Annotated in this window: 17 protein-coding genes, 1 tRNA gene and 1 pseudogene; 11 read left to right on the top strand and 8 right to left on the bottom strand. The window is 71.7% G+C overall.

The features are described from left to right. The first annotated feature begins 203 nt into the window (after positions 1–203). From ABZ172_RS14030 to ABZ172_RS14020, 3 genes are all read left to right on the top strand, one after another. Positions 204–1,487: a sensor histidine kinase gene (locus ABZ172_RS14030; protein WP_356883721.1), complete on the top strand. Its 1,284-nt coding sequence runs from the start codon at positions 204–206 to the stop codon at positions 1,485–1,487. After that, positions 1,484–2,116, top strand: coding sequence for a response regulator transcription factor (locus ABZ172_RS14025; RefSeq protein WP_356883635.1), 633 nt, complete (start codon positions 1,484–1,486; stop codon positions 2,114–2,116). The genes ABZ172_RS14030 and ABZ172_RS14025 overlap by 4 nt, the downstream gene beginning before the upstream one ends. A gap of 345 nt (positions 2,117–2,461) precedes the next feature. Next, positions 2,462–2,959, top strand: a complete 498-nt coding sequence (locus tag ABZ172_RS14020; protein WP_356883633.1) for a hypothetical protein — start codon at positions 2,462–2,464, stop codon at positions 2,957–2,959. A gap of 23 nt (positions 2,960–2,982) precedes the next feature. On the opposite strand, the gene ABZ172_RS14015 is transcribed toward ABZ172_RS14020, so the two are convergent. Then, positions 2,983–3,690: a pentapeptide repeat-containing protein gene (locus ABZ172_RS14015; RefSeq protein ID WP_356883719.1), complete on the bottom strand. Its 708-nt coding sequence runs from the start codon at positions 3,688–3,690 to the stop codon at positions 2,983–2,985. Between the two features lie 98 nt (positions 3,691–3,788). Here ABZ172_RS14015 and ABZ172_RS14010 point away from each other — a divergent pair, with 98 nt between their 5' ends. Then, positions 3,789–4,985 (top strand): FAD-dependent oxidoreductase, encoded by a 1,197-nt coding sequence (locus tag ABZ172_RS14010; protein WP_356883631.1) that lies wholly within the window; start codon positions 3,789–3,791, stop codon positions 4,983–4,985. A gap of 30 nt (positions 4,986–5,015) precedes the next feature. Here the strand turns inward: ABZ172_RS14010 and ABZ172_RS14005 are convergent, their stop codons facing one another. Both ABZ172_RS14005 and ABZ172_RS14000 read right to left on the bottom strand, forming a co-directional pair. Then, the gene (locus ABZ172_RS14005; protein WP_356883629.1) at positions 5,016–5,492 is read right to left on the bottom strand and encodes a GNAT family N-acetyltransferase; all 477 of its coding nucleotides are present in this window, start codon (positions 5,490–5,492) and stop codon (positions 5,016–5,018) included. Positions 5,493–5,693: 201 nt separating this feature from the next. Further along, complete coding sequence (locus tag ABZ172_RS14000; RefSeq protein WP_356883627.1) at positions 5,694–6,602, bottom strand: aminoglycoside phosphotransferase family protein; 909 nt, start codon at positions 6,600–6,602, stop codon at positions 5,694–5,696. Between the two features lie 63 nt (positions 6,603–6,665). On the opposite strand from ABZ172_RS14000, the gene ABZ172_RS13995 reads away from it, so the two are divergent. The 4 genes and pseudogenes from ABZ172_RS13995 to ABZ172_RS13980 form a co-directional block, all read left to right on the top strand. Next, the gene (locus ABZ172_RS13995; protein WP_356883625.1) at positions 6,666–8,075 is read left to right on the top strand and encodes an FAD-dependent oxidoreductase; all 1,410 of its coding nucleotides are present in this window, start codon (positions 6,666–6,668) and stop codon (positions 8,073–8,075) included. A gap of 492 nt (positions 8,076–8,567) precedes the next feature. After that, positions 8,568–9,254: a TNT domain-containing protein gene (locus ABZ172_RS13990; RefSeq protein WP_356883623.1), complete on the top strand. Its 687-nt coding sequence runs from the start codon at positions 8,568–8,570 to the stop codon at positions 9,252–9,254. A 70-nt stretch (positions 9,255–9,324) separates the two neighbouring features. After that, the gene (locus ABZ172_RS13985; protein ID WP_356883621.1) at positions 9,325–9,684 is read left to right on the top strand and encodes a hypothetical protein; all 360 of its coding nucleotides are present in this window, start codon (positions 9,325–9,327) and stop codon (positions 9,682–9,684) included. A gap of 73 nt (positions 9,685–9,757) precedes the next feature. Then, positions 9,758–9,931, top strand: a pseudogene (locus tag ABZ172_RS13980) (transposase); the annotation flags it as partial. Positions 9,932–11,747: 1,816 nt separating this feature from the next. Here ABZ172_RS13980 and ABZ172_RS13975 read toward each other — a convergent pair. Both ABZ172_RS13975 and ABZ172_RS13970 read right to left on the bottom strand, forming a co-directional pair. Beyond that, complete coding sequence (locus ABZ172_RS13975; RefSeq protein WP_356883619.1) at positions 11,748–12,587, bottom strand: hypothetical protein; 840 nt, start codon at positions 12,585–12,587, stop codon at positions 11,748–11,750. A 179-nt stretch (positions 12,588–12,766) separates the two neighbouring features. After that, positions 12,767–12,841, bottom strand: a tRNA-Thr gene (locus ABZ172_RS13970). A 177-nt stretch (positions 12,842–13,018) separates the two neighbouring features. On the opposite strand from ABZ172_RS13970, the gene ugpC reads away from it, so the two are divergent. The 3 genes from ugpC (at position 13,019) to ABZ172_RS13955 (ending at position 15,594) form a co-directional block, all read left to right on the top strand. Continuing rightward, positions 13,019–14,155: a sn-glycerol-3-phosphate ABC transporter ATP-binding protein UgpC gene (ugpC, locus tag ABZ172_RS13965; protein ID WP_014154882.1), complete on the top strand. Its 1,137-nt coding sequence runs from the start codon at positions 13,019–13,021 to the stop codon at positions 14,153–14,155. 269 nt (positions 14,156–14,424) lie between these two features. Beyond that, positions 14,425–14,838, top strand: a complete 414-nt coding sequence (locus ABZ172_RS13960) for a hypothetical protein (protein ID WP_356883617.1) — start codon at positions 14,425–14,427, stop codon at positions 14,836–14,838. A gap of 36 nt (positions 14,839–14,874) precedes the next feature. After that, positions 14,875–15,594, top strand: coding sequence for a nucleotidyltransferase family protein (locus tag ABZ172_RS13955; protein WP_356883615.1), 720 nt, complete (start codon positions 14,875–14,877; stop codon positions 15,592–15,594). Positions 15,595–15,746: 152 nt separating this feature from the next. Here the strand turns inward: ABZ172_RS13955 and ABZ172_RS13950 are convergent, their stop codons facing one another. From ABZ172_RS13950 to cysS, 3 genes are all read right to left on the bottom strand, one after another. Then, on the bottom strand, positions 15,747–17,330 hold the full coding sequence (locus ABZ172_RS13950; RefSeq protein ID WP_356883611.1) for a DoxX family membrane protein: 1,584 nt from the start codon (positions 17,328–17,330) through the stop codon (positions 15,747–15,749). A 377-nt stretch (positions 17,331–17,707) separates the two neighbouring features. Then, positions 17,708–18,664, bottom strand: a complete 957-nt coding sequence (rlmB, locus tag ABZ172_RS13945) for a 23S rRNA (guanosine(2251)-2'-O)-methyltransferase RlmB (protein ID WP_356883609.1) — start codon at positions 18,662–18,664, stop codon at positions 17,708–17,710. 106 nt (positions 18,665–18,770) lie between these two features. Beyond that, entirely contained in the window at positions 18,771–20,171 is a 1,401-nt protein-coding gene (gene cysS, locus ABZ172_RS13940; protein WP_356883607.1) for a cysteine--tRNA ligase, read from the bottom strand. Positions 20,172–20,174: the final 3 nt, after the last annotated feature.

Below are 20,174 nucleotides of genomic sequence, written 5' to 3'. Positions count from 1 at the left end.
ACGCGGCGGACGGTACGGACGCCCTGGACGGCGCGAGCGCGGCGGGCAGTCGGGCTGCCGCGGACGGCGCGAGCCCGGCGGGCGACCCGGGCACGGGGAACCGTACGGACGCGTCCGGGGCCCCGGACGCCGCAGGCGCCGCGGACACGGTGGACGGCACCGGCACCGCCGGCGACCCGGACGCGCGGTGGCTAACCCTCCTCATGCACGCGGCGTTCTTCCTGCTGCTCGGCGCCTCCCTCGCCCGCTTCCTGCTGCGCCACCCCGGCGAGACCCGCACGCCCTGGATCATCGGGCTGTCGGCCGTCCTCGCCGTGCTGTACCTCCTCGGCCCGGTGCTCGGCTCCCGTCCCACGCCCCGCCGGCTGACCTGGCTCGGCGCGCTCGTCATCGTGTGGATGGTGCTGGTCGTCCTCGCGCCGAGCTTCGCGTGGTGCGCCGTCCCGCTCTTCTACACCGGCCTGCGGATCCTGCCGCCGCGCGCCGCCCTGGCGCTCGTCGCCCTGCTCACCGTGTTCGTCGTGGCCGCGCAGCTGCGGCTCGCCACCGGTTTCGACCCGAATCTCGTCCTGGCGCCGCCCGCCGTCGCGGCCGTCGCCACCGCCGTCTTCGTCCACATGCAGCGCCAGGCCGTACGCCAACGGGAGCTGGCCGTCCGGCAGCGCGAACTGATCGACGACCTGCTCCGCACCCGGCGGGAACTGGCGGCCACCGAGCGCCGGGAAGGGACCCTCGCCGAACGCCAGCGGCTTTCCATGGAGATCCACGACACTCTGGCCCAGGGGCTCTCCAGCCAGCAGATGCTGCTCCAGGCCGCCGACCGCTCCTGGGACACCGACCCGGCCGCCGCCCGTCGCCACGTCCTCACCGCGACCGGTATCGCGGAACGCAACCTCGCCGAGGCCCGCCGTTTCGTGCACGACCTCGCGCCCGCCGACCTGGCGGAGGGCGGCGGGCTGGAAGCGGCGCTGCACGCGCTCGCCGACCGGGAGACCGCCCAGGCCCGCGGAGGCCTCACCGTCCGCTGCCATGTGGAGGGCGCCCCGGCCGCCCCGCTTCCCGACCGGGTGCAGTCCGCTCTCCTGCGGATCGCGCAGGGTGCCCTCGCCAACGTCACCGAGCACGCGGAGGCCACCGTCGCCGCGCTGACCCTGACCCACCTCGGTGACCGCGTCGTCCTGGACATCGCCGACGACGGCCGCGGCTTCAGCACCGGCACGGGGGCGCCCCGGCCGGCCGCGGGCGTACGCGGCCACGGGCTGCCCGCGATGCGGGCCCGGGTCCAGCAGCTCGGCGGCACCCTGACCGTCGAGTCGGCCCCCGGCGAAGGAACCGTCCTGTCCGCCGCCGTGCCCCTGGCCACCCGGCCGGCAGCACCCGCGCCGCACGCACCCTCCACGCATCCCGATCCGTCCACACCTCCCGCACCGCCCCCAGCACCCGCCACACGCCCCGCTCCCGCTCCCGCTCCGGAGGAACGCGCATGACCCCGCCCGTACGGATCCTGCTCTGCGACGACCACGCCGTCGTACGGGCCGGGCTGCTCGCCCTCCTCGGCGGCGAACCCGACATCGAGGTCGTGGGCGAGGCGGGCAGCGGCGAGGAGGCCGTCGCCCTCGCCGCGCGGCTGGAACCCGACGTCGTCCTCATGGACCTCCAGCTGGGCGCCGGGATCGACGGCGTCGAGGCGACCCGCCGCATCACGGCGGCCGGGCCCGGCGCGGTCAACGTCCTCGTCCTCACCACGTACGACACCGACGCGGACATCACCCGCGCCATCGAGGCGGGAGCCACCGGTTACCTGCTGAAGGCCGAGCGCCCGGAGGAGCTCTTCGCCGCGATCCGGGCCGCCGCGCAGGGCCGTACGACTCTCTCACCGCCGGTCGCCAGCCGTGTCATGGCCCGGATGCGGAGCCCCCGGCCCACCCTGACCGAACGCGAACTCGACATCCTGGGCAAGCTGTCCCAGGGCCTCGGCAACCGTGACATCGCACGGGCCCTCTTCATCAGCGAGGCCACCGTCAAGACCCACCTGGGCCGGATCTACGACAAGCTCGGTGTGGACACCCGGGCCGGGGCGGTCTCCGTCGCCAAGGAGCAGCGCCTGCTCCCCTGAGGCCCGGTCCCGCGGCCACCGGGCCGAGCCCGCCCGCCGGGACAGGTCCCGCCCACGAAAACGCCGGGCAGGCTGCACCCCGCTGCGCCTTCCCGGCAGTCACGCGACCGCCGGGAGATCACCGGCACTCCCCCCGTCCGCAGGGGCCCCGGCCCCTTACGCGCCCGCCGGGACCCCGGGCACTCACACGTCCCCGGGCCTCTCCGCACCCAGGCGCCCGCGGGGTTCCCGGCCGCAGGCGTCCGCGGGCCTCCCGGAAGCGTCACGCACCCGCCGTCCCGCCCGCACGCCCCGAGGCCCCCGGGCGGCGCGGGCGCACCCCGTACGGCATGACACCATCGAGCCGTGCTCGACATCGGCTACTCCCTCTCCCGGCGCTTCCCGGACCCCCCGCAGACCGACTACCGCCGCGCGGACGTCCACGCCCTGCGGCACGACCTGTTCTCCGGGGACGTCTACCTGGCCGACACCAAGGAAGACCGCGAGGTGTCCACAGCCTGGGGATGGGTCCCGGTGCTCGACTTCGCCTGGGCGCTCTGCGACATCGTCGAGCAGATCGACCGCGACCCCCGGGGCAACCGCTCGCACCGCCGGCAGTTCGCCGAGCTCGACTTCACCGAGTCCTCCGACCGCATGCTCTTCGAGCGCCGCTTCGGCTGGGTGGACGTCGAGGCCGACTGGATGCCCGGCGAGGAGCCCCCGCTCACCTTCAGCCACTCCCTGCTGCGCCGCGAGGCCCGCGACTTCCTGCACGACCTCATCGCCGACCTGGCCGACATGCACGAGGGCCTCGCCGACAACCCCGCCGTCTGGGACCTCCAGGCCCGCTTCCCCCGCATCTGAGGCAGTCACGGACGCGGCGGGCACTACGCCTCCACCCGCACCCCGATCTGCGCCGCGAACGCCGGAGCCAGCTCCATCAGCTGGGACGGACTGATCACCGCCCCCGCCAGCCGCTCCACGCCCCGCGCGATGTCCAGCTCGGCGACCGTCCTCAGATCGACGGACTCCATCCGCACCGAGCTGAAGTCGGCGCGCTTCAGCACGCAGTCCCGGAACTCCACCCGCACCAGCTGCGCCTCGCCGAAATCCGGCTCCGAGAGCACACACCCCTCGAACACGACGTCCTTCAGCCGGGCCTTCCGGAGATTCAGGTAGTCGATCTTCCCGCCCCGCACCAGCACCCGCTCCAGCACCGCGCCGTGCAGCTGCACCCCGCCCAGCCGGGCGTCCAGGACCTCCACATCGCGCAGCGACGCCCCGGCGAGATCGGTGCCCACACCGCGCACGCCCGTCAGCACCGAGTCGATGAACCGGGCGCGCACCAGCTCCGCACGGTCCAGGGCGCAGCCCCGCAGCTCACAGTCCATGAACCGGGCACCGGGACCCGACGCGTCGGCCAGATCCGTGCCCTCGAACCGCACCCCGTCGTAGTCCCCGTCGGGCTCCAGGCCCTCCCCGTCGAACTCCTCCAGAGGCGGCAACCGCACCTCGGGCCGTCTCGCCCGCGCCACCCCGTCCTTCGCCCCCGCGCCCCCGCCGCTCCTGTTGCCCGTACGTGCCATGCCCCCCATCGTGACGCACACGACTGACATCGCCCGACCCCGTGTCACGGAACAGGCCGTCCGAACCGTCCTCCCTGCACCAGCACCCACCGCGAGGAGACCCAGCCATGCAGCGCATCCACATCGTCGGCGGCGGCCTCGCCGGACTGACCGCCGCCATCACCGCCGCCGAGTCCCGGACCCAGGTCACCCTCCACGAGGCCCACCACACGCTCGGCGGACGGGCCAGGACCTCGGACGGCCCCTACCTGACCAACGACGGCCCGCACGCCCTCTACCGCCGCGGACCCCACTGGACCTGGCTCGCCCGGCGAGGGCTTCTCGGCGACGTCGTCTCCGTACCGCCCCGGGAAGGTGCCCGCTTCCTCTTCCACCGCGACGGCGCCCTGCGCAGGACCCCGCCCCTCGCCCTGCTGCGCCTCGCCCGCCGCAGCACCCGCCGGGCACCCGCCGACACCGACTTCCACAGCTGGGCCACCGGCCGGGTGGGCGAGGAGGGCGCCCGCGCAGCGGCCGCCTACATGGGCGTGGCCCTCTTCCACCACGACCCCGGCTCGCTCTCCGCCGCCTTCGTCCAGGAACGGCTGCGCCGCGCCGCCGCGGTGCCCCCGGAGGCCCGCTACCCGGTCGGCGGCTGGGCACGGCTCGTCGACCGTATGGCCGCCCGCGCCTGGGACCTCGGCGTACGGATCCGGACCGACGCACGCGTCGGCCCCCAGGACCTGGCGGAACTCCGGCGCGGCGGCCCCGTGATCGTCGCCACCCACCTGGACTCCGCCCGCACCCTCCTGGACGACCCCACCCTCACCTGGGGCAGCGGCAGGACCGCCCTGCTCGACCTGGCCCTGCGGACCCGGCGCGGCGACCCGTTCGTCGTCTCCGACCTCGACGCCCCCGGCTGGATCGAACGCTTCACCGCCCAGGACCCCACCCTCGCCCCGCCGGGCGAGCAGCTCCTCCAGGCCCAGATCCCCCTCGCCCCCGGCACCCCGCGCGCCGACGCCCTGCGCCGCGCCGAGGACCTGCTCGACCTCGGCTTCCCCGGCTGGCGCGACCGCACCACCTGGCGCCGCGAGGCGCTCGCGGCCGGCCGCACCGGCGCCGTCGACGCACCGGGCACGACCTGGCGCGACCGGCCCGCGGTCGACCGTGGCGACGGGATCCTGCTCGCGGGCGACCAGGTCGCCGCCCCGGGGCTGCTCAGCGAGGTCGCGTTCAACAGCGGTGTCGAAGCCGCGATCCTCGCCGTACGCCTGCTCGGCGGCACACCCCCGGACACCCCCCGCACGACGGAATCCCGCTGACCCGGAGCACCCGGCCGCCCCCGAACCCGCTCAGGACGCCCCGAGCTCCGCCAGCGCCCCGTCCGTCAGCCGGTACACCGTCCACTCGTCCTGCGGACGGGCGCCCAGCGACTCGTAGAAGGCGATGGACGGGGCGTTCCAGTTCAGCACCGACCATTCCAGGCGCCCGTAACCACGCTCCGCACAGATCCGCGCCAGCTCCCTCAGGAGCGCCTTCCCGTAGCCGCCGCCCCGCCTCTCCGGACGCACGTACAGGTCCTCCAGATACACCCCGTGCACCCCGCGCCAGGTGGAGAAGTTGAGGAACCACAGCGCGAAACCGACCACTTCACCGTCGTCGTCCGACACCGCGACATGGGCGTACGCGGCGGGCCGCTCGCCGAACAGCGCCTCGCGCAGCTGCTCCTCGGTGGCGTTCGCCTCGTCGAGCGCCTTCTCGTAGTCCGCGAGCTCACGGATCATGGCGTGAATGGCGGGGACGTCCTCGGACGTGGCTGTACGAATCATGGGGGCAGCCTAAGGGCTGCCCCGTGATCCCTGGCGGGCGCGCGACGACAGCTACGGCACCTCGCTGCGTTGTCGGAACGCCCGAATAAATCCAGTATGCGGACGTCCCTCCGCCTTGCGATGCGCCGCATCTGACGCCGCGCGCTGATCCACCGGGGATTACGGGACAGCCCTTGGACAGACGGTCCGGCCGCACACCCCTCAGTTCCGCCCCAGCAACCGCCGGGCGATCTCCGCATGGTCCGCCGGGAGCCGCCGCCCCCCGCCCCGGATCCACAGCCCGTTCTGCAACACCCTCCCCAGGGTCCACGCCCGCGCCCGCTCCCGGTCGAGCCCCAGCACCCCGGACAGCAGGTCGAACCGCCACAGCACCTCGGACGCGTCGAACCTGTTGTCCAGCGCCGGGAACAGCTCGAACCCCGGATCCCCGCTCAGCGGCTTGGGATCCAGCGCCACCCACTCCCCCGCCCGGCCGTCCTCCGCACGCCCCGCCAGGATGTTGTCGTAGTGGAGGTCCCAGTGCAGCAAGCGGTCCCCGGGCTCCCCGGCCACCTCCCGCACCGCGGCCGCGCAGTCGAGCAACAACCGCCGCTCGCCCTCGTCCACCAGCCTCGCCGCCGCACCGGGGGCCTCCGCCAGCAGCCGGACGGCCTCGTCCCCGAGGCTCCGCATCCCCGGCGGAGCCGGCACCCGGACCAGCCCGGCCAACGACTCCGCGAGCACCCGCACCGCCGCCCGCGCATCCGCCACCGAGGCCAACGGACGCCGCTCGTCCAGCCGTTCCAGCAGCATCGCCCCGGTCGCCGGATCGTGATCCAGCAGACCCACCACTCGCGCACCGGCCTCACCCCAGACCCGCAGCGCGACCGGCTCCCCCGCCGTCTCCCCGTCCACCGGCTGGAGCTTCAGCGCCGCCGGCCGGCCGTCCGCCTCCCGCACCACGGGCAGCACCAGCGCGCACATCCCGCTCATCGGGGGACCGTCCGGCCGCAGCCCCCACGCCTCCAGGCACCTCCCCGCCAGAGCGGGCAGCGCATCGGCGAACTCCCGCCCCGCCGCACCGCTGTGCATCGCCAGATTCATGACCAGGTCGTCCGGAACGTCGATCACACCGCGAGCCTAGAGGTACCGTCCCTCCAGCGACTGGGCTGCACACGGACAAGCAGGGGACACATGAACACCGTCAGTACCGTCAACGGCGGCATCTCGTTCTGGTACGCGGACAAGGGCACCCCCGCCCCCCGCGAACCCCTGCCCGGCGACACCGCCGCCGACGTCTGCATCGTCGGGGGCGGCTACACCGGCCTCTGGACGGCGTACTACCTCAAGAAGGCGGTCCCCTTCCTCAACATCACCGTCCTGGAGGCGAAGTTCTGCGGCTACGGCGCCTCCGGCCGCAACGGCGGCTGGCTCTACAACGGCATAGCCGGCCGCGACCGCTACGCCCGGCTGCACGGCCACGAAGCGGCGGTCCGCCTGCAGAAGGCCATGAACGACACCGTCGGCGAGGTCGTACGCGTCGCGGGCGAGGAGGGCATCGACGCCGACATCCACCACGGCGGTGTCCTCGAAGTCGCCCACACCCCCGCCCAGCTCGCCCGCCTCAAGGACTTCCACTCGGTGGAGATCGCGTTCGGCGAGACCGACCGCGTCCTGCGCGGAGCCCGCGAGACCGCCGAACGCATCCGCGTCTCCGGCGCCGTCGGCTCCACCTGGACCCCGCACGGCGCCCGCCTGCACCCCGCCAAGCTGGTCACCGGCCTCGCCGACGCCGTCGAGGCCCTCGGCGTCACGATCCACGAGTCGACCCCGGTCACCGAGATCAGGCCCAAGCACGCCGTCACCCCGTACGGCACGGTCCGCGCCCCCTACGTGCTGCGCTGCACGGAGGGGTACACCGCGGGGATCAAGGGCCACAAGCGCACCTGGCTCCCCATGAACTCCTCCATGATCGTCACCGAGCCGCTGTCCGAGGCCCTCTGGGACACCATCGGCTGGGACGGCCGGGAGACCCTCGGCGACCTGGCCCACGCCTACATGTACGCCCAGCGCACCGCCGACGGCCGCATCGCGCTCGGCGGGCGCGGCGTCCCCTACCGCTACGGATCGGCGGCGGCCACCGTCCACGGAACGGCCCGGACCCGTCCCGCCACCGTCGAGGCCCTGCGCGACCTGCTCGTCCGCTTCTTCCCCACCACCGCCGGCACCCGCATCGACCACGCCTGGTCCGGCGTGCTCGGCGTCCCCCGCGACTGGTGCGCCACCGTCACCCTGGACCGCAGCACCGGCCTGGGCTGGGCCGGCGGCTACGTCGGCTCGGGCGTCGCCACCGCCAACCTCGCGGCCCGCACCCTGCGCGACCTCATCCAGCAGGACTCCGGCCAGGCCGGCCCCACCGACCTCACCGCCCTCCCCTGGGTCAACCACCGGGTCCGCAGCTGGGAACCCGAACCCCTCCGCTGGCTCGGCGTCCACGCCCTCTACGCCGCCTACCGCACCGCCGACCGCCGCGAGGCCGCCTCCTCGTCCCCCGTCACGGACCGCATCGCGAAGGCCGCGGACCGCGTCTCGGGCCGGCACTGACCACCTGCACGGAACCACCCGCGCGTCCCTCCGCGGCACGCCGCGAGCCCCGGAGGGACCCGCGCCCGGCCGGGCCAGGCCGGTGCGGGCCGGTGCGGGCCGCACCACCGGCCGGTCCGGCCCGCGCTCCCGGAGGCACCGCAGGCTGATGCGGGCCGCGCGGGGAGCACCGCAGGCTGATGCGGGCCGCGCGGGGAGCACCGTAGGCCGGTCCGGGCCGCGCCGGGAGCACCGCAGGCCGGTGGGGGCCGCGCTCCCGGAGGCGCCGCCGTCACCCGCGGTGCCGGAGTCCCCCGGGAGGCGCCGTAGGCCGATCAGGAGAACGCACGGCTCCGTACGGGTGACGGCGCCCGTTCCCGCCCCCTCCCTTGCTTCCAGGCGCAATTGACTGTGGGTCACCACTGCGCGACGTCCTCCTCCGGGGCGCCCTCGCGCGACCCCCACGCCCGCCCCGGCTCCGGCCTGCGCGGGCCCTGAGAAGGGACCACCTTCATGCGGGTGCTGCGGAATATCGCCTGGAGCGCGATCGCCTCGTTGCTCCTCCTCGTCGGCCCGGCCCCGACGGCCGCCCACGCCGACACCGGTGACCGGGTCCGTCCCGCGGCCCACTGCCCGACGGACGACCGGACACGGGGAACGGCAGGAGCACCCGATCCGGCCCTGGAGCAGTACTACCTCGACGACTGGCGGCTCGGCCCCGCGGTCCTGCCGAGGACCGGCGCCATCGGCAGGATGCTGCGCGGCTACGACCGCACCGGCGGGGCCTCCCCGTACTGGTTCCTCGGCTGCTACTGGCAGACCAACCCGCAGACCGGCGTGTCCGGTTGGTGGTACCCGGACCACGACGGCTTCGTCCTGGACCGCGCCGGCGAGCCGGTGCAGAAGGCGCTGACGCTCCGCGTGGGCCAGCTCGTCGACCTCTTCGGCAGCGGACGCGGCAACTTCCTCGCCCCCGCCGGCACCCCGTACGCCAAGCGCGCCATCCCGCCGAGCAACCTCGTCACGTACACCGCGGACTACCCGTACAGCTACCACCTGTACCGGGTCACGGAGGCGTTCACGGTGCAGGCCGGCCGCATCCGGCCCTGGTTCGGACAGCCCGGTCTGGGCATCCAGTACAAGACGGACCAGCGGGTCTCCGAGCTCGTCAACGCCGAGAAGCTCGAAGCCCTGAACTGATCACGACCGCACCTTCCTGGGCGGGCCCCGGCACCACCGGGGCCCGCCCAGACGCATGCGAGGGGACCCGATGAACAGGACCGAGCTCACCGAACGGCTCCGCCACGAGGGAGTACCGGACGCGCTCTACGAGATCCCGGGCGTCCACCGCGTCCCCGTCCAGCTGGACGCGTACTACGTCCTGCGCCCGGAAGCCGGCAACTGGCCGGTCCTGCTGCGCCAACGGGGCCGGGAGGAGGTCATCGCCCGCTTCGGGACCGAGGCGGAGGCCTGCGGCTACCTGTACGACACCCTCACCGACGTCCCCCCACCGGTCCCCGGCGGCGCGGAGCGGGTCGACCGGCTCCTCGCCGACGCCGACGCGATCCAGCGCCGCGCGGAGGAGGACCTCGACCGGGCCCCCGACGACGGGGCCGCGGGGAGTCACTGAACACGGGCCGGAACGACAGAATCTCCAGGTCGCAGCCCTCGTGACCTGGGGTTTCACCGAGGGCTCCGACAACGGTCGGTCGCCGGTCGACCGGCGGAAGACGGGCAGCGAGCACCACCTGATCTGCGACGGACGCGGCGCCCCGCTCAAGGTCATCACGACTGCGGCCAACGTCAACGCCGTCACCCAGACCCTTGCCCTGATCGACGGCATCCCGCCCGTCGAAGGCCGGCCCCGCCGCAGGCCCGACGCCCTGCCCGTGCAGGTGGGCGACGACGCACCACAGGAGGACGGCGTAGCGGCGGTCCGCCACCGGGAACCGCCCTGAAGCGCCCCGGGCGGGAAAGAACTGTTTTAAAACTCTCTCGACATATCGGACCGGCGCTTCCTGAAATTTACGGGTCGGCGCCGCCCACGCCTACTGCTGTCAGGCCCGCCAATTCATCCCTCTCTGGATGAAAAAATATCCCACCTCCGAGATGCATGCGATTATTACCAAAAGCCCCCATTCTCCACTTTCCCCCGAGGCAATCAGGAAGACCGACAAGTCTGCACCCAGAAATAAAAAACGGCCGCGGTCCGCGCATACCGCCTGACGGCGGCCCGCTACCCCATCACCCATCCGACATGCGGATCCGACACACTCAATCTCTTCCCGCCACCGGTCGGAAGTAAAGCTGCCCCACGGACCGCCACCCCCGGGTGCCTGTCTCGCGACGGCCAGCGGCCAGGTGCTGAGAGAGTTCACGAAGGTGCCTGCTGGACAGATCGTTCGCCGACGGGTGGACAAGCACACGAGGCTTTCGGTCGGCACGGGTGATCTTGTTCGTGAACCCGCCTACCAGGAGCTTTCCTCACGCACACCGCCGGAGTCGCCCGTCCAACCACCCGTCAGGCCGGAAACAGCTCACAGCCTGAGCTTGCGGCCAGCCAGCAGGGCGAGGACGGCAAGCACAACGCCACATAGTACTGCAATCGCTCCGAATACCATCGGCGCCATATCGGAGGCCGCGACGCCCGAGATGCAGAATCCGAATCCTCCCACAACAAGGATTGCGGAGAAGATCCGCAGAGTGCACAGGGCTTGCTTCGTAGGCGCGTTACCGTCTGTCATTCGAAAATCGACTTTCCCTAGTGGTGCGTAACGCTTTTGCGCGGCGCCTGGCCGCCAACCAATATACTTCCCGTTCCTGATAGCGCACTGAGATGTCACCTCCTCCCATTAAGGAAGAAGATCAGCACAGCCCCCACAAGAACGACAAAACCAATGGTGAAGAGGAGCGCAGCCTGTCCATTCTGAAGGGGTGGCGGGGCGGCTAGACAGCATGTCATCCCTTCCCCCTCTTCCTGCTGATCAGGCTAATTGGCACGACGACTACCCCGCCAACAACGAGCAGCACTCCGAGTTCCAGCGCAGGAGAATTTCCTGAGGAAATAGCCAAGAGGAACGCACCGCAGACTACAGAAAGGAGGCCGAAAAGAAGGATCTGGCCCCCTCTACCCGGTTGTATCACTTCTCGCTCCCTTTCGATGTGAAGCCAGGGGTTCTCTTCTTGACCGCTGAGCTAGGGGTTGGTCACGCCTGATGCGCGGTCTACAGTTCACGCTTGAACCATCGAGCAGGAATCACACATCCAACAATAACGCCACCAAGCAGCCCTATGCCCGCGGAGATTGCTACAGACCAGTCAAGCCCGTACCCAACCACTCGCGCAACACTGAGTGACATTATGCCGCCGAGAGAAAATAACAGCATGGCTTGTATGCGAAATTCTTTTCTCATTCCTCCCCAAAGGTAGTTCCCTAAGAGAGTGCCCCTTCCGCTGCAACGGAGGAGGCACAGATATTCTGCCCACCAACCAAGCCACCGAATCGCTCCAGCCGCGGGTAGGGCGTCGCCGAGCGCATTACCGCAGAAGACAACTTCCCTGTCCGCAAGAGAGCCAGTACCCAGGGCCAACCCAATAGCCCCCCGGATGCTCCGCCCAGCGCCCCGAGGCCGATGCCCAGCGCGACACACCCGACCACGGTGGTGCAGACGGCCGCCGTGGCAGCACCTGCTACTACCCCTCCGGCGAAAGCACCGACGTTCTCGCCGAAGGCAGACCATCCGAGGAGACCGGTGGGGTCGATCTTGTTGACGGGGTTTCCGCCCGCATAGAGGCAGGCGTCGCTCTCCTGACCGGAGGGGTCAGGAGAGGTGAGCGGCCAAGGTTGGGGGCGTAGTAGCGGCGGCCCATTTCATAGAGGCCGGAGGGGTCCTGGTAGGTGCTTGTGTAGCGGTAGGGCTGGTTGATGCCGGTGTTGGTGCGCTTGCCGGTTGGGTCGACGAGGCCGATGACAGAGCTTTGGGCGTCGGCGAGGTGGTACTGGCTGCTTCCACCGCTCCTCATAGCCACCGACGTGTGTGCAGGTTCGCGCACGGAATCGGCCTCGGGGTTGTAGGTGTAGGTCCACTTGGCCCTGGTGCCGCCGGAGGTGGAGTCGGTGGAGGTGAGCAGGTTGCCGGAGGCGTCGTATCCGTCGGCCGTCTTCTGCGCCGAGGCGGTGGTGACGGTCTCGGGGAAGTAGCCACTGCCCTTCTTCACCCACGTCGATGTCGCCGAGGCGCCGGTGGAGATGGTGGCGGTGGTGGGGTTGAAAGCCGAGTCGTAGGTGTACCTGGTGACGTTGCCGTCGTCCGGGGAGGCGCCCATGGCGTCGGTGGCCGTCATGACGTTGTTGTCCGTGCCCCAGGACTTCGAGCGCTTGTGTCCGAGCGGGTCCTCGGTGTTCTTTGTGCGCCAGTAGCCGTCGCCCGTCTTGATCGTGTGCTTGCCGCGGGGGTCGGTGACGCGTACGACTCCCTCCGCGTGGGTGTGTTGGCGGACAGGATCCAGCGGAAGCGGTGGTGTTGCCGGCACTGGTGGTGTTGGTGACCACCCGGGTGATGGGGACCGATACACCCCACCTCACCAAGGTATGGAAGCCCCTGAGCTCCTCCGCTCAGGCAGGTCCGCCCACCGCGCCCGGCCATCCGGCACGCCGTCCCCGGAACGACAGAAACCCCAGGTCACGAGCTATGTGACCTGGGGTTTCACCGAGCCCCCTGTCGGATTCGAACCGACGACCTACGCATTACAAGTGCGTTGCTCTGGCCGGACTGAGCTAAGGAGGCGTGCGGGAGCAGTCTAACCAACGTGCGGACCGGAACCTGCCGGATATTCGGGCCCCCGGACTACTGACATCTTCGAAAAGGCCAGGTAGCGTCACCTCAGGTTCACTCCAGTGGACCACACCACTCCCTTACTCGGATCGTCCGGCACGTTCCTGCCGGTGGAGGAGAAGAATCGCCATGGCCAGTGTCACGTTCGACAAGGCGTCCCGCGTCTACCCCGGCTCCACGAAGCCGGCCGTGGACCAGCTCGAGATCGACATCGCGGACGGTGAGTTCCTCGTCCTCGTCGGTCCCTCCGGCTGCGGCAAGTCGACCTCCCTGCGCATGCTCGCGGGTCTGGAGGACGTCAACGGCGGTGCCATCCGCATCGGTGACCGCGACGTCACGCACCTGCCCCCGAAGGACCGGGACATCGCCATGGTGTTCCAGAACTACGCGCTCTACCCGCACATGTCCGTCGCGGACAACATGGGCTTCGCCCTCAAGATCGCCGGTGTGAACAAGACCGAGATCCGGGCGAAGGTCGAAGAGGCCGCCAAGATGCTGGACCTCACCGACTACCTCGACCGCAAGCCGAAGGCGCTCTCCGGTGGTCAGCGCCAGCGTGTGGCGATGGGCCGCGCGATCGTGCGTGAGCCGCAGGTCTTCCTCATGGACGAGCCGCTGTCGAACCTCGACGCCAAGCTCCGTGTGTCGACGCGTACGCAGATCGCCTCGCTGCAGCGCCGCCTCGGCATCACCACCGTCTACGTCACCCACGACCAGGTCGAGGCCCTCACCATGGGCGACCGTGTCGCGGTCCTCAAGGACGGTCTGCTCCAGCAGGTCGACTCGCCGCGCAACATGTACGACCGCCCGGCGAACCTCTTCGTCGCCGGCTTCATCGGCTCCCCCGCGATGAACCTCGTCGAGGTCCCGATCACCGACGGCGGCGTGAAGTTCGGCAACAGCGTCGTCCCGGTCTCCCGCGAGGCGCTCACCGCCGCCGCGAACCGCGGTGACACCACCGTCACCGTCGGCATCCGCCCGGAGCACTTCGACATCGTCGAGCACGGGGGCGCCGCCGCGACCGGCCTCTCCAAGGCCTCCTCCGACGCGCCGGCCGGCCTGGCCGTCTCGGTCAACGTCGTCGAGGAGCTCGGCGCCGACGGCTTCGTCTACGGCGCCGCGCAGGTCGGTGGCGAGCACAAGGACCTGGTCGTCCGCGTCGGCGGCCGCGCCGTCCCGGAGAAGGGCACCGAGCTCCACGTCGTGCCGCGCCCGGACGAGCTGCACGTCTTCGCCACCTCGACCGGTGAGCGGCTGACCGCCTGATCCCGGCCCGGTCCGGCGGACCGGGCACCACCGCACGACCCGTCCGGCCCGCACGGTCCGGCGCCCCGGCCCCGCGTCCCCCGAGGACGCGGGGCCGTTCGCGTGTCGCGGCCCGGTTCGGGTTTCGGATCGACGGGGCCTCAAATACCCTGGCACACCGGTCAATTCAGCCCAGCCCGTCAACGGGTAATTCGAAATGACCACTCGAACCGTCCCCCGCAAGGGTGACGAAATGTCGTTGAGTGGTCACTGCCCGCTACGCTCGCAGCGTGAACCACACCGCGCGCCGCATCGGCCGAACCCTAGCCCTCGTCCTGCCCGTCGTCATGGTTCTGTCCGGGACCCTCGCGGTCACCCGTGTGCAGTGGTCCGGGCAGGACACCGAGACCCAGCTGCTGACCGCCTCCTCGGAGACCGTGTCCAAGCAGGCGAAGGCCCCGGCTCCTCAGGACGTTCTGCGGGACAAGCTCCTGCTGGAACTCCGCGAGAAGGACCCGGGTGCCGCCCTGACGAGCCTTCAGCGCACCGTCGAGGGACGCCCCTCGCTGGCGAAGCACTGCATGTCGATCGCCAAGGCGCTCGGCAAGGCCGCCGTGGACCAGTACGGCCCCACGCGCGCCCACCGCTTCTCCCGCCCGGTCTGCGACACCTCCTTCGCCTCGGGAGTCGCACAGTTCAGCTGAGCCCGGTATGTCCGGGCACGGCATATCGTGCCTGGCATGCATACGTTTCCGACGCAGGCCGTGATCCTGGCGGGTGGTCAGGGCTCGCGGCTTCGCCCGTACACCGATGACCGCCCGAAGCCGATGGTCGAGATCCCGGGGACCGGGACCCCGATCATCGGCCATCAGCTGTCCTGGCTGGCCGCCGAGGGCGTCACCGACGCCGTGGTCTCGTGCGGCCATCTCGCGGATGTGCTGCAGGAGTGGCTGGCCTCGGCCGATCTTCCGTTGCGTGTGACGACCGTCGTCGAGACCGAGCCCCTGGGCCGGGGCGGCGGCCTCAAGCATGCCGCGAAGCGGCTGCCCGATCCGTCGCAGCCCTGGTACGCGACCAACGGCGACATCTGGACCCGCTTCTCGCTGCGGGATATGGCCGCGTTCCACACCGAGCGGGACGCCACCGCGACGCTCGCCCTGGCCCGTCCGCGCATCCCGTGGGGCGCCGTGGAGACGGACGCCTTCGGGCACATCACCGACTTCATCGAGTCGCCGCCCTCCCCCTACCTGATCAACGCCGGGGTGTACGTCTTCGCGCCCCCGTTCGCCGGGATGCTGCCGGACCGCGGCGACCACGAGCGGACGACCTTCCCCCGGCTGGCCCGTGAGCGCCGCCTGGCCGGGTTCCCGCTGCCCCACGGCGCGTACTGGCGGGCGATCGACACCGCGAAGGACCTCACCGAGGCGGCGAAGGAACTGGGCGCCCACACGCGCGGCTGACAGCCCCCGGCCTGTGAAAGGGCGGCCACCGGACACCCATAACTGCGGGAGGGCGGCCACCGGATGTCCGGTGGCCGCCCTCCCGCGTTGAGCCGACGGTGCGGGCCGTCAGCCGCCTGTCGACGGCTGACGACCGCTGCCGGCCGGTGCCGTCAGCCGAGGAGACCGCCGATGGGGTTCTGGCCGGCGCTGCCGGACGAGCCGCCGTCCGAGCCGCCGTCGGAACCGCCGTCCGACCCGCCGTCCGTACCACCGGAGGAGGCGGAGCCCGACGAGCTGGGGCCCTCGTCGCCCGCCGGGGGCTCCTGCGGGGCCGGCTCCTGCGGAGGCGCCTGCCCGGTGCCCTGGGTCTGGCTGGGCTGCCCGGTGCTCGCCCCGGCCGTCGGCCCGGACTCACGGCCGGACTCGGAGCCCGGGGTGGACTCCTCGGCCGACGGGGTGCCCGGCGCGCTGGAGGGCGAGGTCTCCGGGGCACGGTCGGCCGGGGCGCCGGACGGCTCGCCCTTCTCGCCCGCGGTCTCGTCCGGGAGCGGGGAGCCGGGCAGCTGGTTGGTCGGATAGCTGTCGGGGCCCGGCACGGTGACGACCTGGGTGGAGCGGACGGCACCGCCGAGCATCGAACCGACCAGCAGCGTCAGCCCCACCACGACGGTGGCGAGCACACTGCCGCGGCGCAGGACCCGGCGTCGCAGGTCCCAGATCGCGGAACGGGGACCGAGCGTGCGCCAGGCCTCACCGGAGAGCCGCCCGTCGAGGGAGTACACGGGCGCACCCGCGATGACGAGGGGACTCCAGGCGGCGAGCAGGATCATGTCGGACGTGTCGTAGGCCCCGGTGCCGCGCCAGCTGACCGTCACCAGCAGAGCGGCCGAGAGCAGGACGCCGAAGGCCGCCGCGATCCGCTGCCAGAGCCCGAGGACGGTGAGGACACCGACGACGACCTGGAGGAAGGCGACGGTGAGACCGGCCGCGACGGGGTGGGAGAGCGCCACCTCGCGCAGGGGCTCCGCACCCGACCACGGGTGCAGCGAGGTCAGCCACTTGACCATGGAGCCGCGGTCGCCGCCGTCGAAGTAGAGGGGGTCGCAGAGCTTGCCCATGCCGGCGTAGATGGAGAGGAAGCCGAGGATGACGCGCAGCGGCAGCAGCACGACGCCGAGGTTCATCCGGCGGCCGGGGTAGTAGGCGTGCCGGACGGTGTCACCGGTCTGCCGGCGCTCACCGCCGGACCTGCCGTCCCGGTCCTCCGTCCCGTCCTCGTCGTCGTCGTAGAGGTCGTACGCGTCCCGGTCCTGGGCGTCCGCGGCGTCGTACGCGCCGACCGCCTGCCGCATGGGGGGCAGCAGCGGGCCCGTGCGGCCGTCTCCGGGCCGGTGGGGCGCGGGGACCACCGGGTTGGGCTGGGTCTCGTCGAGGCGCGGGATGACCTGGGTGCCGACGCCCGCGTCGTCGTGGCCCGCGCCGAAGTCGCCGCCGGGGCGGGTGTCGAGGTGGCCGGCGGTGGAGTTCCGTACGGCCTGCAGCAGTCCGGTCGCTCCGGGGTCGCCCGGCTCGGACCTGCCGCTCCAGACGACGGGAGCACGCCTGCGGCCGCCCGCGCCGCTCATGGCGGGGATCCTGGCCTGCCCGGCGGAGCCCACCGGGCGCAGACGGGTGCGCTGGCCCGGGGCGAGCTGCACCCGGAAGCTGGCGTGGCTGACGATGACCTGCGCGGGGTCGCTGTCCACCTTCGTCATGCTCAGGGGGGGTTGGTCGTCGAACCGAGGCGTTCTGGTGTCCACACTCATCTAACCGAGTGATGTGTGATTAGGACACTGCCTTGACGCGCCCAGAGTGTCCGAGACCCGTCAACCGTGCTCCCCGGCGTGCCCCTCGGCGTACGCCGGGGACGCGGACGAGCGGCCGGCTCTGCTGCCGGAACCGCTCCGTCGCTGGTGGGCGGGGTGGGGGCACCGGCGGGGGTCCGCCCCCGCCGCACGGCGCCCACGGCCCGCCGGGGCGCCCGGGGGCGCGCGGCGGGCGGATGCGCGGTGCTCCGCGCCTCCGCCGGAGCGGACCGCGCCCCGGGGCGGTGGACCGCCGGGACCTCCGAAGGGTCCCGGAGGCCCGGGTGTCACGCCCGGCGGCGGGCCACCTCGTAGAGGACGATGCCCGCGGCGACACCGGCGTTCAGGGACTCGGCACCGCCCGGCATGGAGATGCGGACCCGGTAGTCGCAGGTCTCACCGACGAGGCGGCCCAGGCCCTTGCCCTCGCTGCCGATGACGATGACGACGGGGCCCTCCAGCTCCTGGAGGTCCTCGACCGTGTGCTCGCCGTCCGCGGCGAGGCCGACGACGGTGAGCCCGGCCTTCTGGTAGCCCTCCAGGGCGCGGGTCAGGTTGGTGACGCGCGAGACGGGCGTACGCGCGGCGGTGCCCGCCGAGGACTTCCAGGCTCCGGCGGTCATTCCGGCCGCCCGGCGCTCAGGGACGACGACGCCGTGGCCCCCGAAGGCGGAGACGGAACGGACGATCGCGCCGAGGTTGCGGGGGTCGGTGACACCGTCGAGGGCGACGATCAGCGGGTCCTCGCCGTTGTCGTACGCGGCGGCGGTGAGGTCCTCCGGGTGCGCGTACTCGTACGGCGGGACCTGGAGGACGAGGCCCTGGTGGTTCAGGCCGTTCGTCATCCGGTCGAGCTCGGGGCGCGGGGCCTCCATGAGGTTGATGTTGCCGCGCTCGCCGGCGAGCTGGAGGGCCTCGCGGACCCGCTCGTCGTTGTCGATGTACTGCTGGACGTAGAGGGTGGTCGCCGGGACGCCGTCGCGCAGCGCCTCGAAGACCGGGTTGCGGCCGACGACCATCTCCGACGTGCCCTTGACGCCTCCGCGGCGCGGTGCGGGACGGCGTGCCGCGGCCTGCTTGGCCTGGGCGTTCGCCACCCTGTTCTTCTTGTGTCCCTTGCGGACGGAGGCGGGCGGCGTCGGTCCCTTGCCTTCGAGACCACGGCGTCGCTGGCCACCGCTGCCGACCTGCATGCCCTTCTTGTTGGACGTGCGGCGGTTCCTGCGCTGGCTGTTCCCGGCCATGACCTACCTGTTTCGTTGCTTCAGAAAAACGTCGTCAAGTGAAAGTGTGCCGCCCGGACGGCCGGGCGGCACATTTGCGCTGCTCACGCAGGGCGCGGGGGCCCGCTCAGCGGGGTCCGAGCGTCCATCGGGGTCCGGTGGGGCCGTCCTCGATGACGAGGCCCGACTGGTTGAGCTGGTCGCGGATCGCGTCGGCGGCCGGCCAGTCCTTGCGTGCGCGGGCGGACTGGCGCTGGTCGAGGACGAGGCGTACGAGGGTGTCGACGACGCCGTGCAGATCGTCGCCGCGGTCGCTCTCGCCCGCCCAGTGCGGGTCGAGCGGGTCCAGGCCGAGGACGCCGAGCATCGCGCGCACCTCGGCGAGGCGGGCGACGGCGGCTTCCTTGTCGTCGGCGGCGAGGGCGGAATTGCCCTGCCGGACGGTGGTGTGGACGATCGCGAGCGCCTGCGGGACACCGAGGTCGTCGTCCATGGCCTCGGCGAACGCGGGCGGCACCTCGGCCGCGGCCTCGACCGGTCCCCCGGCCTTCTCCACCACGCGCTGGACGAAGCCCTCGATCCGCGCGAACGCGGACTCGGCCTCGCGCAGGGCCTCCTCGCTGTACTCGATCATCGACCGGTAGTGCGGGGTGCCGAGGTAGTAGCGCAGCACGATGGGGCGCCAGGCCTTCACCATCTCGCTGACCAGCACGGAGTTCCCGAGGGACTTCGACATCTTCTCGCCGGACATGGTGACCCAGCCGTTGTGCACCCAGTACCGCGCGAAGTCGTCGCCGAAGGCCTTGGCCTGGGCGATCTCGTTCTCGTGGTGCGGGAAGATCAGGTCGATGCCGCCGCCGTGGATGTCGAAGGCGGTGCCGAGGTACTTGTGCGCCATCGCGGAGCACTCCAGGTGCCAGCCGGGCCGGCCGCGGCCCCAGGGAGTCTCCCAGCTCGGCTCACCGGGCCGGGCCGACTTCCACATGGCGAAGTCGCGCTTGTCCCGCTTGCCGGTCTCGTTGTCGCCGGACGGCTGGCGCAGGTCGTCGAGGTCCTGGTTGGAGAGCGACAGATACCCCTCGTACGAGCGGACGTCGAAGTAGACGTTGCCGTCCGCCTCGTAGGCGTGGCCGCGCTCGATGAGGCCGCGCATCATCTCGACCATCTCGGTGATGTGGCCGGTGGCGCGCGGTTCGTACGTCGGCGGGAGGCAGCCCAGGGCGTCGTAGCCGTCGTTGAAGGCGCGCTCGTTCTCGTAGCCGATGGACCACCAGGGGCGGTTCTGCTCGGCGGACTTCTTGATGATCTTGTCGTCGATGTCGGTGACATTCCGGATGAACGTCACGTCGTAGCCGCGGTATTCGAACCAGCGGCGCATGATGTCGAAGTTCAGTCCGGACCTGATGTGCCCGATGTGCGGAGCGGCCTGGACAGTCGCGCCACAGAGGTAGATCGAGACACAGCCCGCGGTGAGCGGGACGAAGTCACGGATCTGCCGGGCGTCGGTGTCATGCAGGCGAATAGTCACCCC

This window comes from Streptomyces sp. NPDC006296 (assembly GCF_040613235.1).
Classification (GTDB): domain Bacteria; phylum Actinomycetota; class Actinomycetes; order Streptomycetales; family Streptomycetaceae; genus Streptomyces.
This window is presented reverse-complemented; position numbering and strand designations above follow the sequence as displayed.

Bases quoted from the DNA above. Each gene is read 5' to 3' on its own strand.
- ABZ172_RS14030 (WP_356883721.1), top strand. From the start codon at position 204: ATGCACGCGGCGTTCTTCCTGCTGCTCGGCGCCTCCCTCGCCCGCTTC.
- ABZ172_RS14025 (WP_356883635.1), top strand. From the start codon at position 1,484: ATGACCCCGCCCGTACGGATCCTGCTCTGCGACGACCACGCCGTCGTA.
- ABZ172_RS14015 (WP_356883719.1), bottom strand. From the start codon at position 3,690: ATGGGGGGCATGGCACGTACGGGCAACAGGAGCGGCGGGGGCGCGGGG.
- ABZ172_RS14010 (WP_356883631.1), top strand. From the start codon at position 3,789: ATGCAGCGCATCCACATCGTCGGCGGCGGCCTCGCCGGACTGACCGCC.
- ABZ172_RS14005 (WP_356883629.1), bottom strand. From the start codon at position 5,492: ATGATTCGTACAGCCACGTCCGAGGACGTCCCCGCCATTCACGCCATG.
- ABZ172_RS13995 (WP_356883625.1), top strand. From the start codon at position 6,666: ATGAACACCGTCAGTACCGTCAACGGCGGCATCTCGTTCTGGTACGCG.
- ABZ172_RS13990 (WP_356883623.1), top strand. From the start codon at position 8,568: ATGCGGGTGCTGCGGAATATCGCCTGGAGCGCGATCGCCTCGTTGCTC.
- ABZ172_RS13985 (WP_356883621.1), top strand. From the start codon at position 9,325: ATGAACAGGACCGAGCTCACCGAACGGCTCCGCCACGAGGGAGTACCG.
- ugpC (WP_014154882.1), top strand. From the start codon at position 13,019: ATGGCCAGTGTCACGTTCGACAAGGCGTCCCGCGTCTACCCCGGCTCC.
- ABZ172_RS13955 (WP_356883615.1), top strand. From the start codon at position 14,875: ATGCATACGTTTCCGACGCAGGCCGTGATCCTGGCGGGTGGTCAGGGC.
- ABZ172_RS13950 (WP_356883611.1), bottom strand. From the start codon at position 17,330: ATGACGAAGGTGGACAGCGACCCCGCGCAGGTCATCGTCAGCCACGCC.
- rlmB (WP_356883609.1), bottom strand. From the start codon at position 18,664: ATGGCCGGGAACAGCCAGCGCAGGAACCGCCGCACGTCCAACAAGAAG.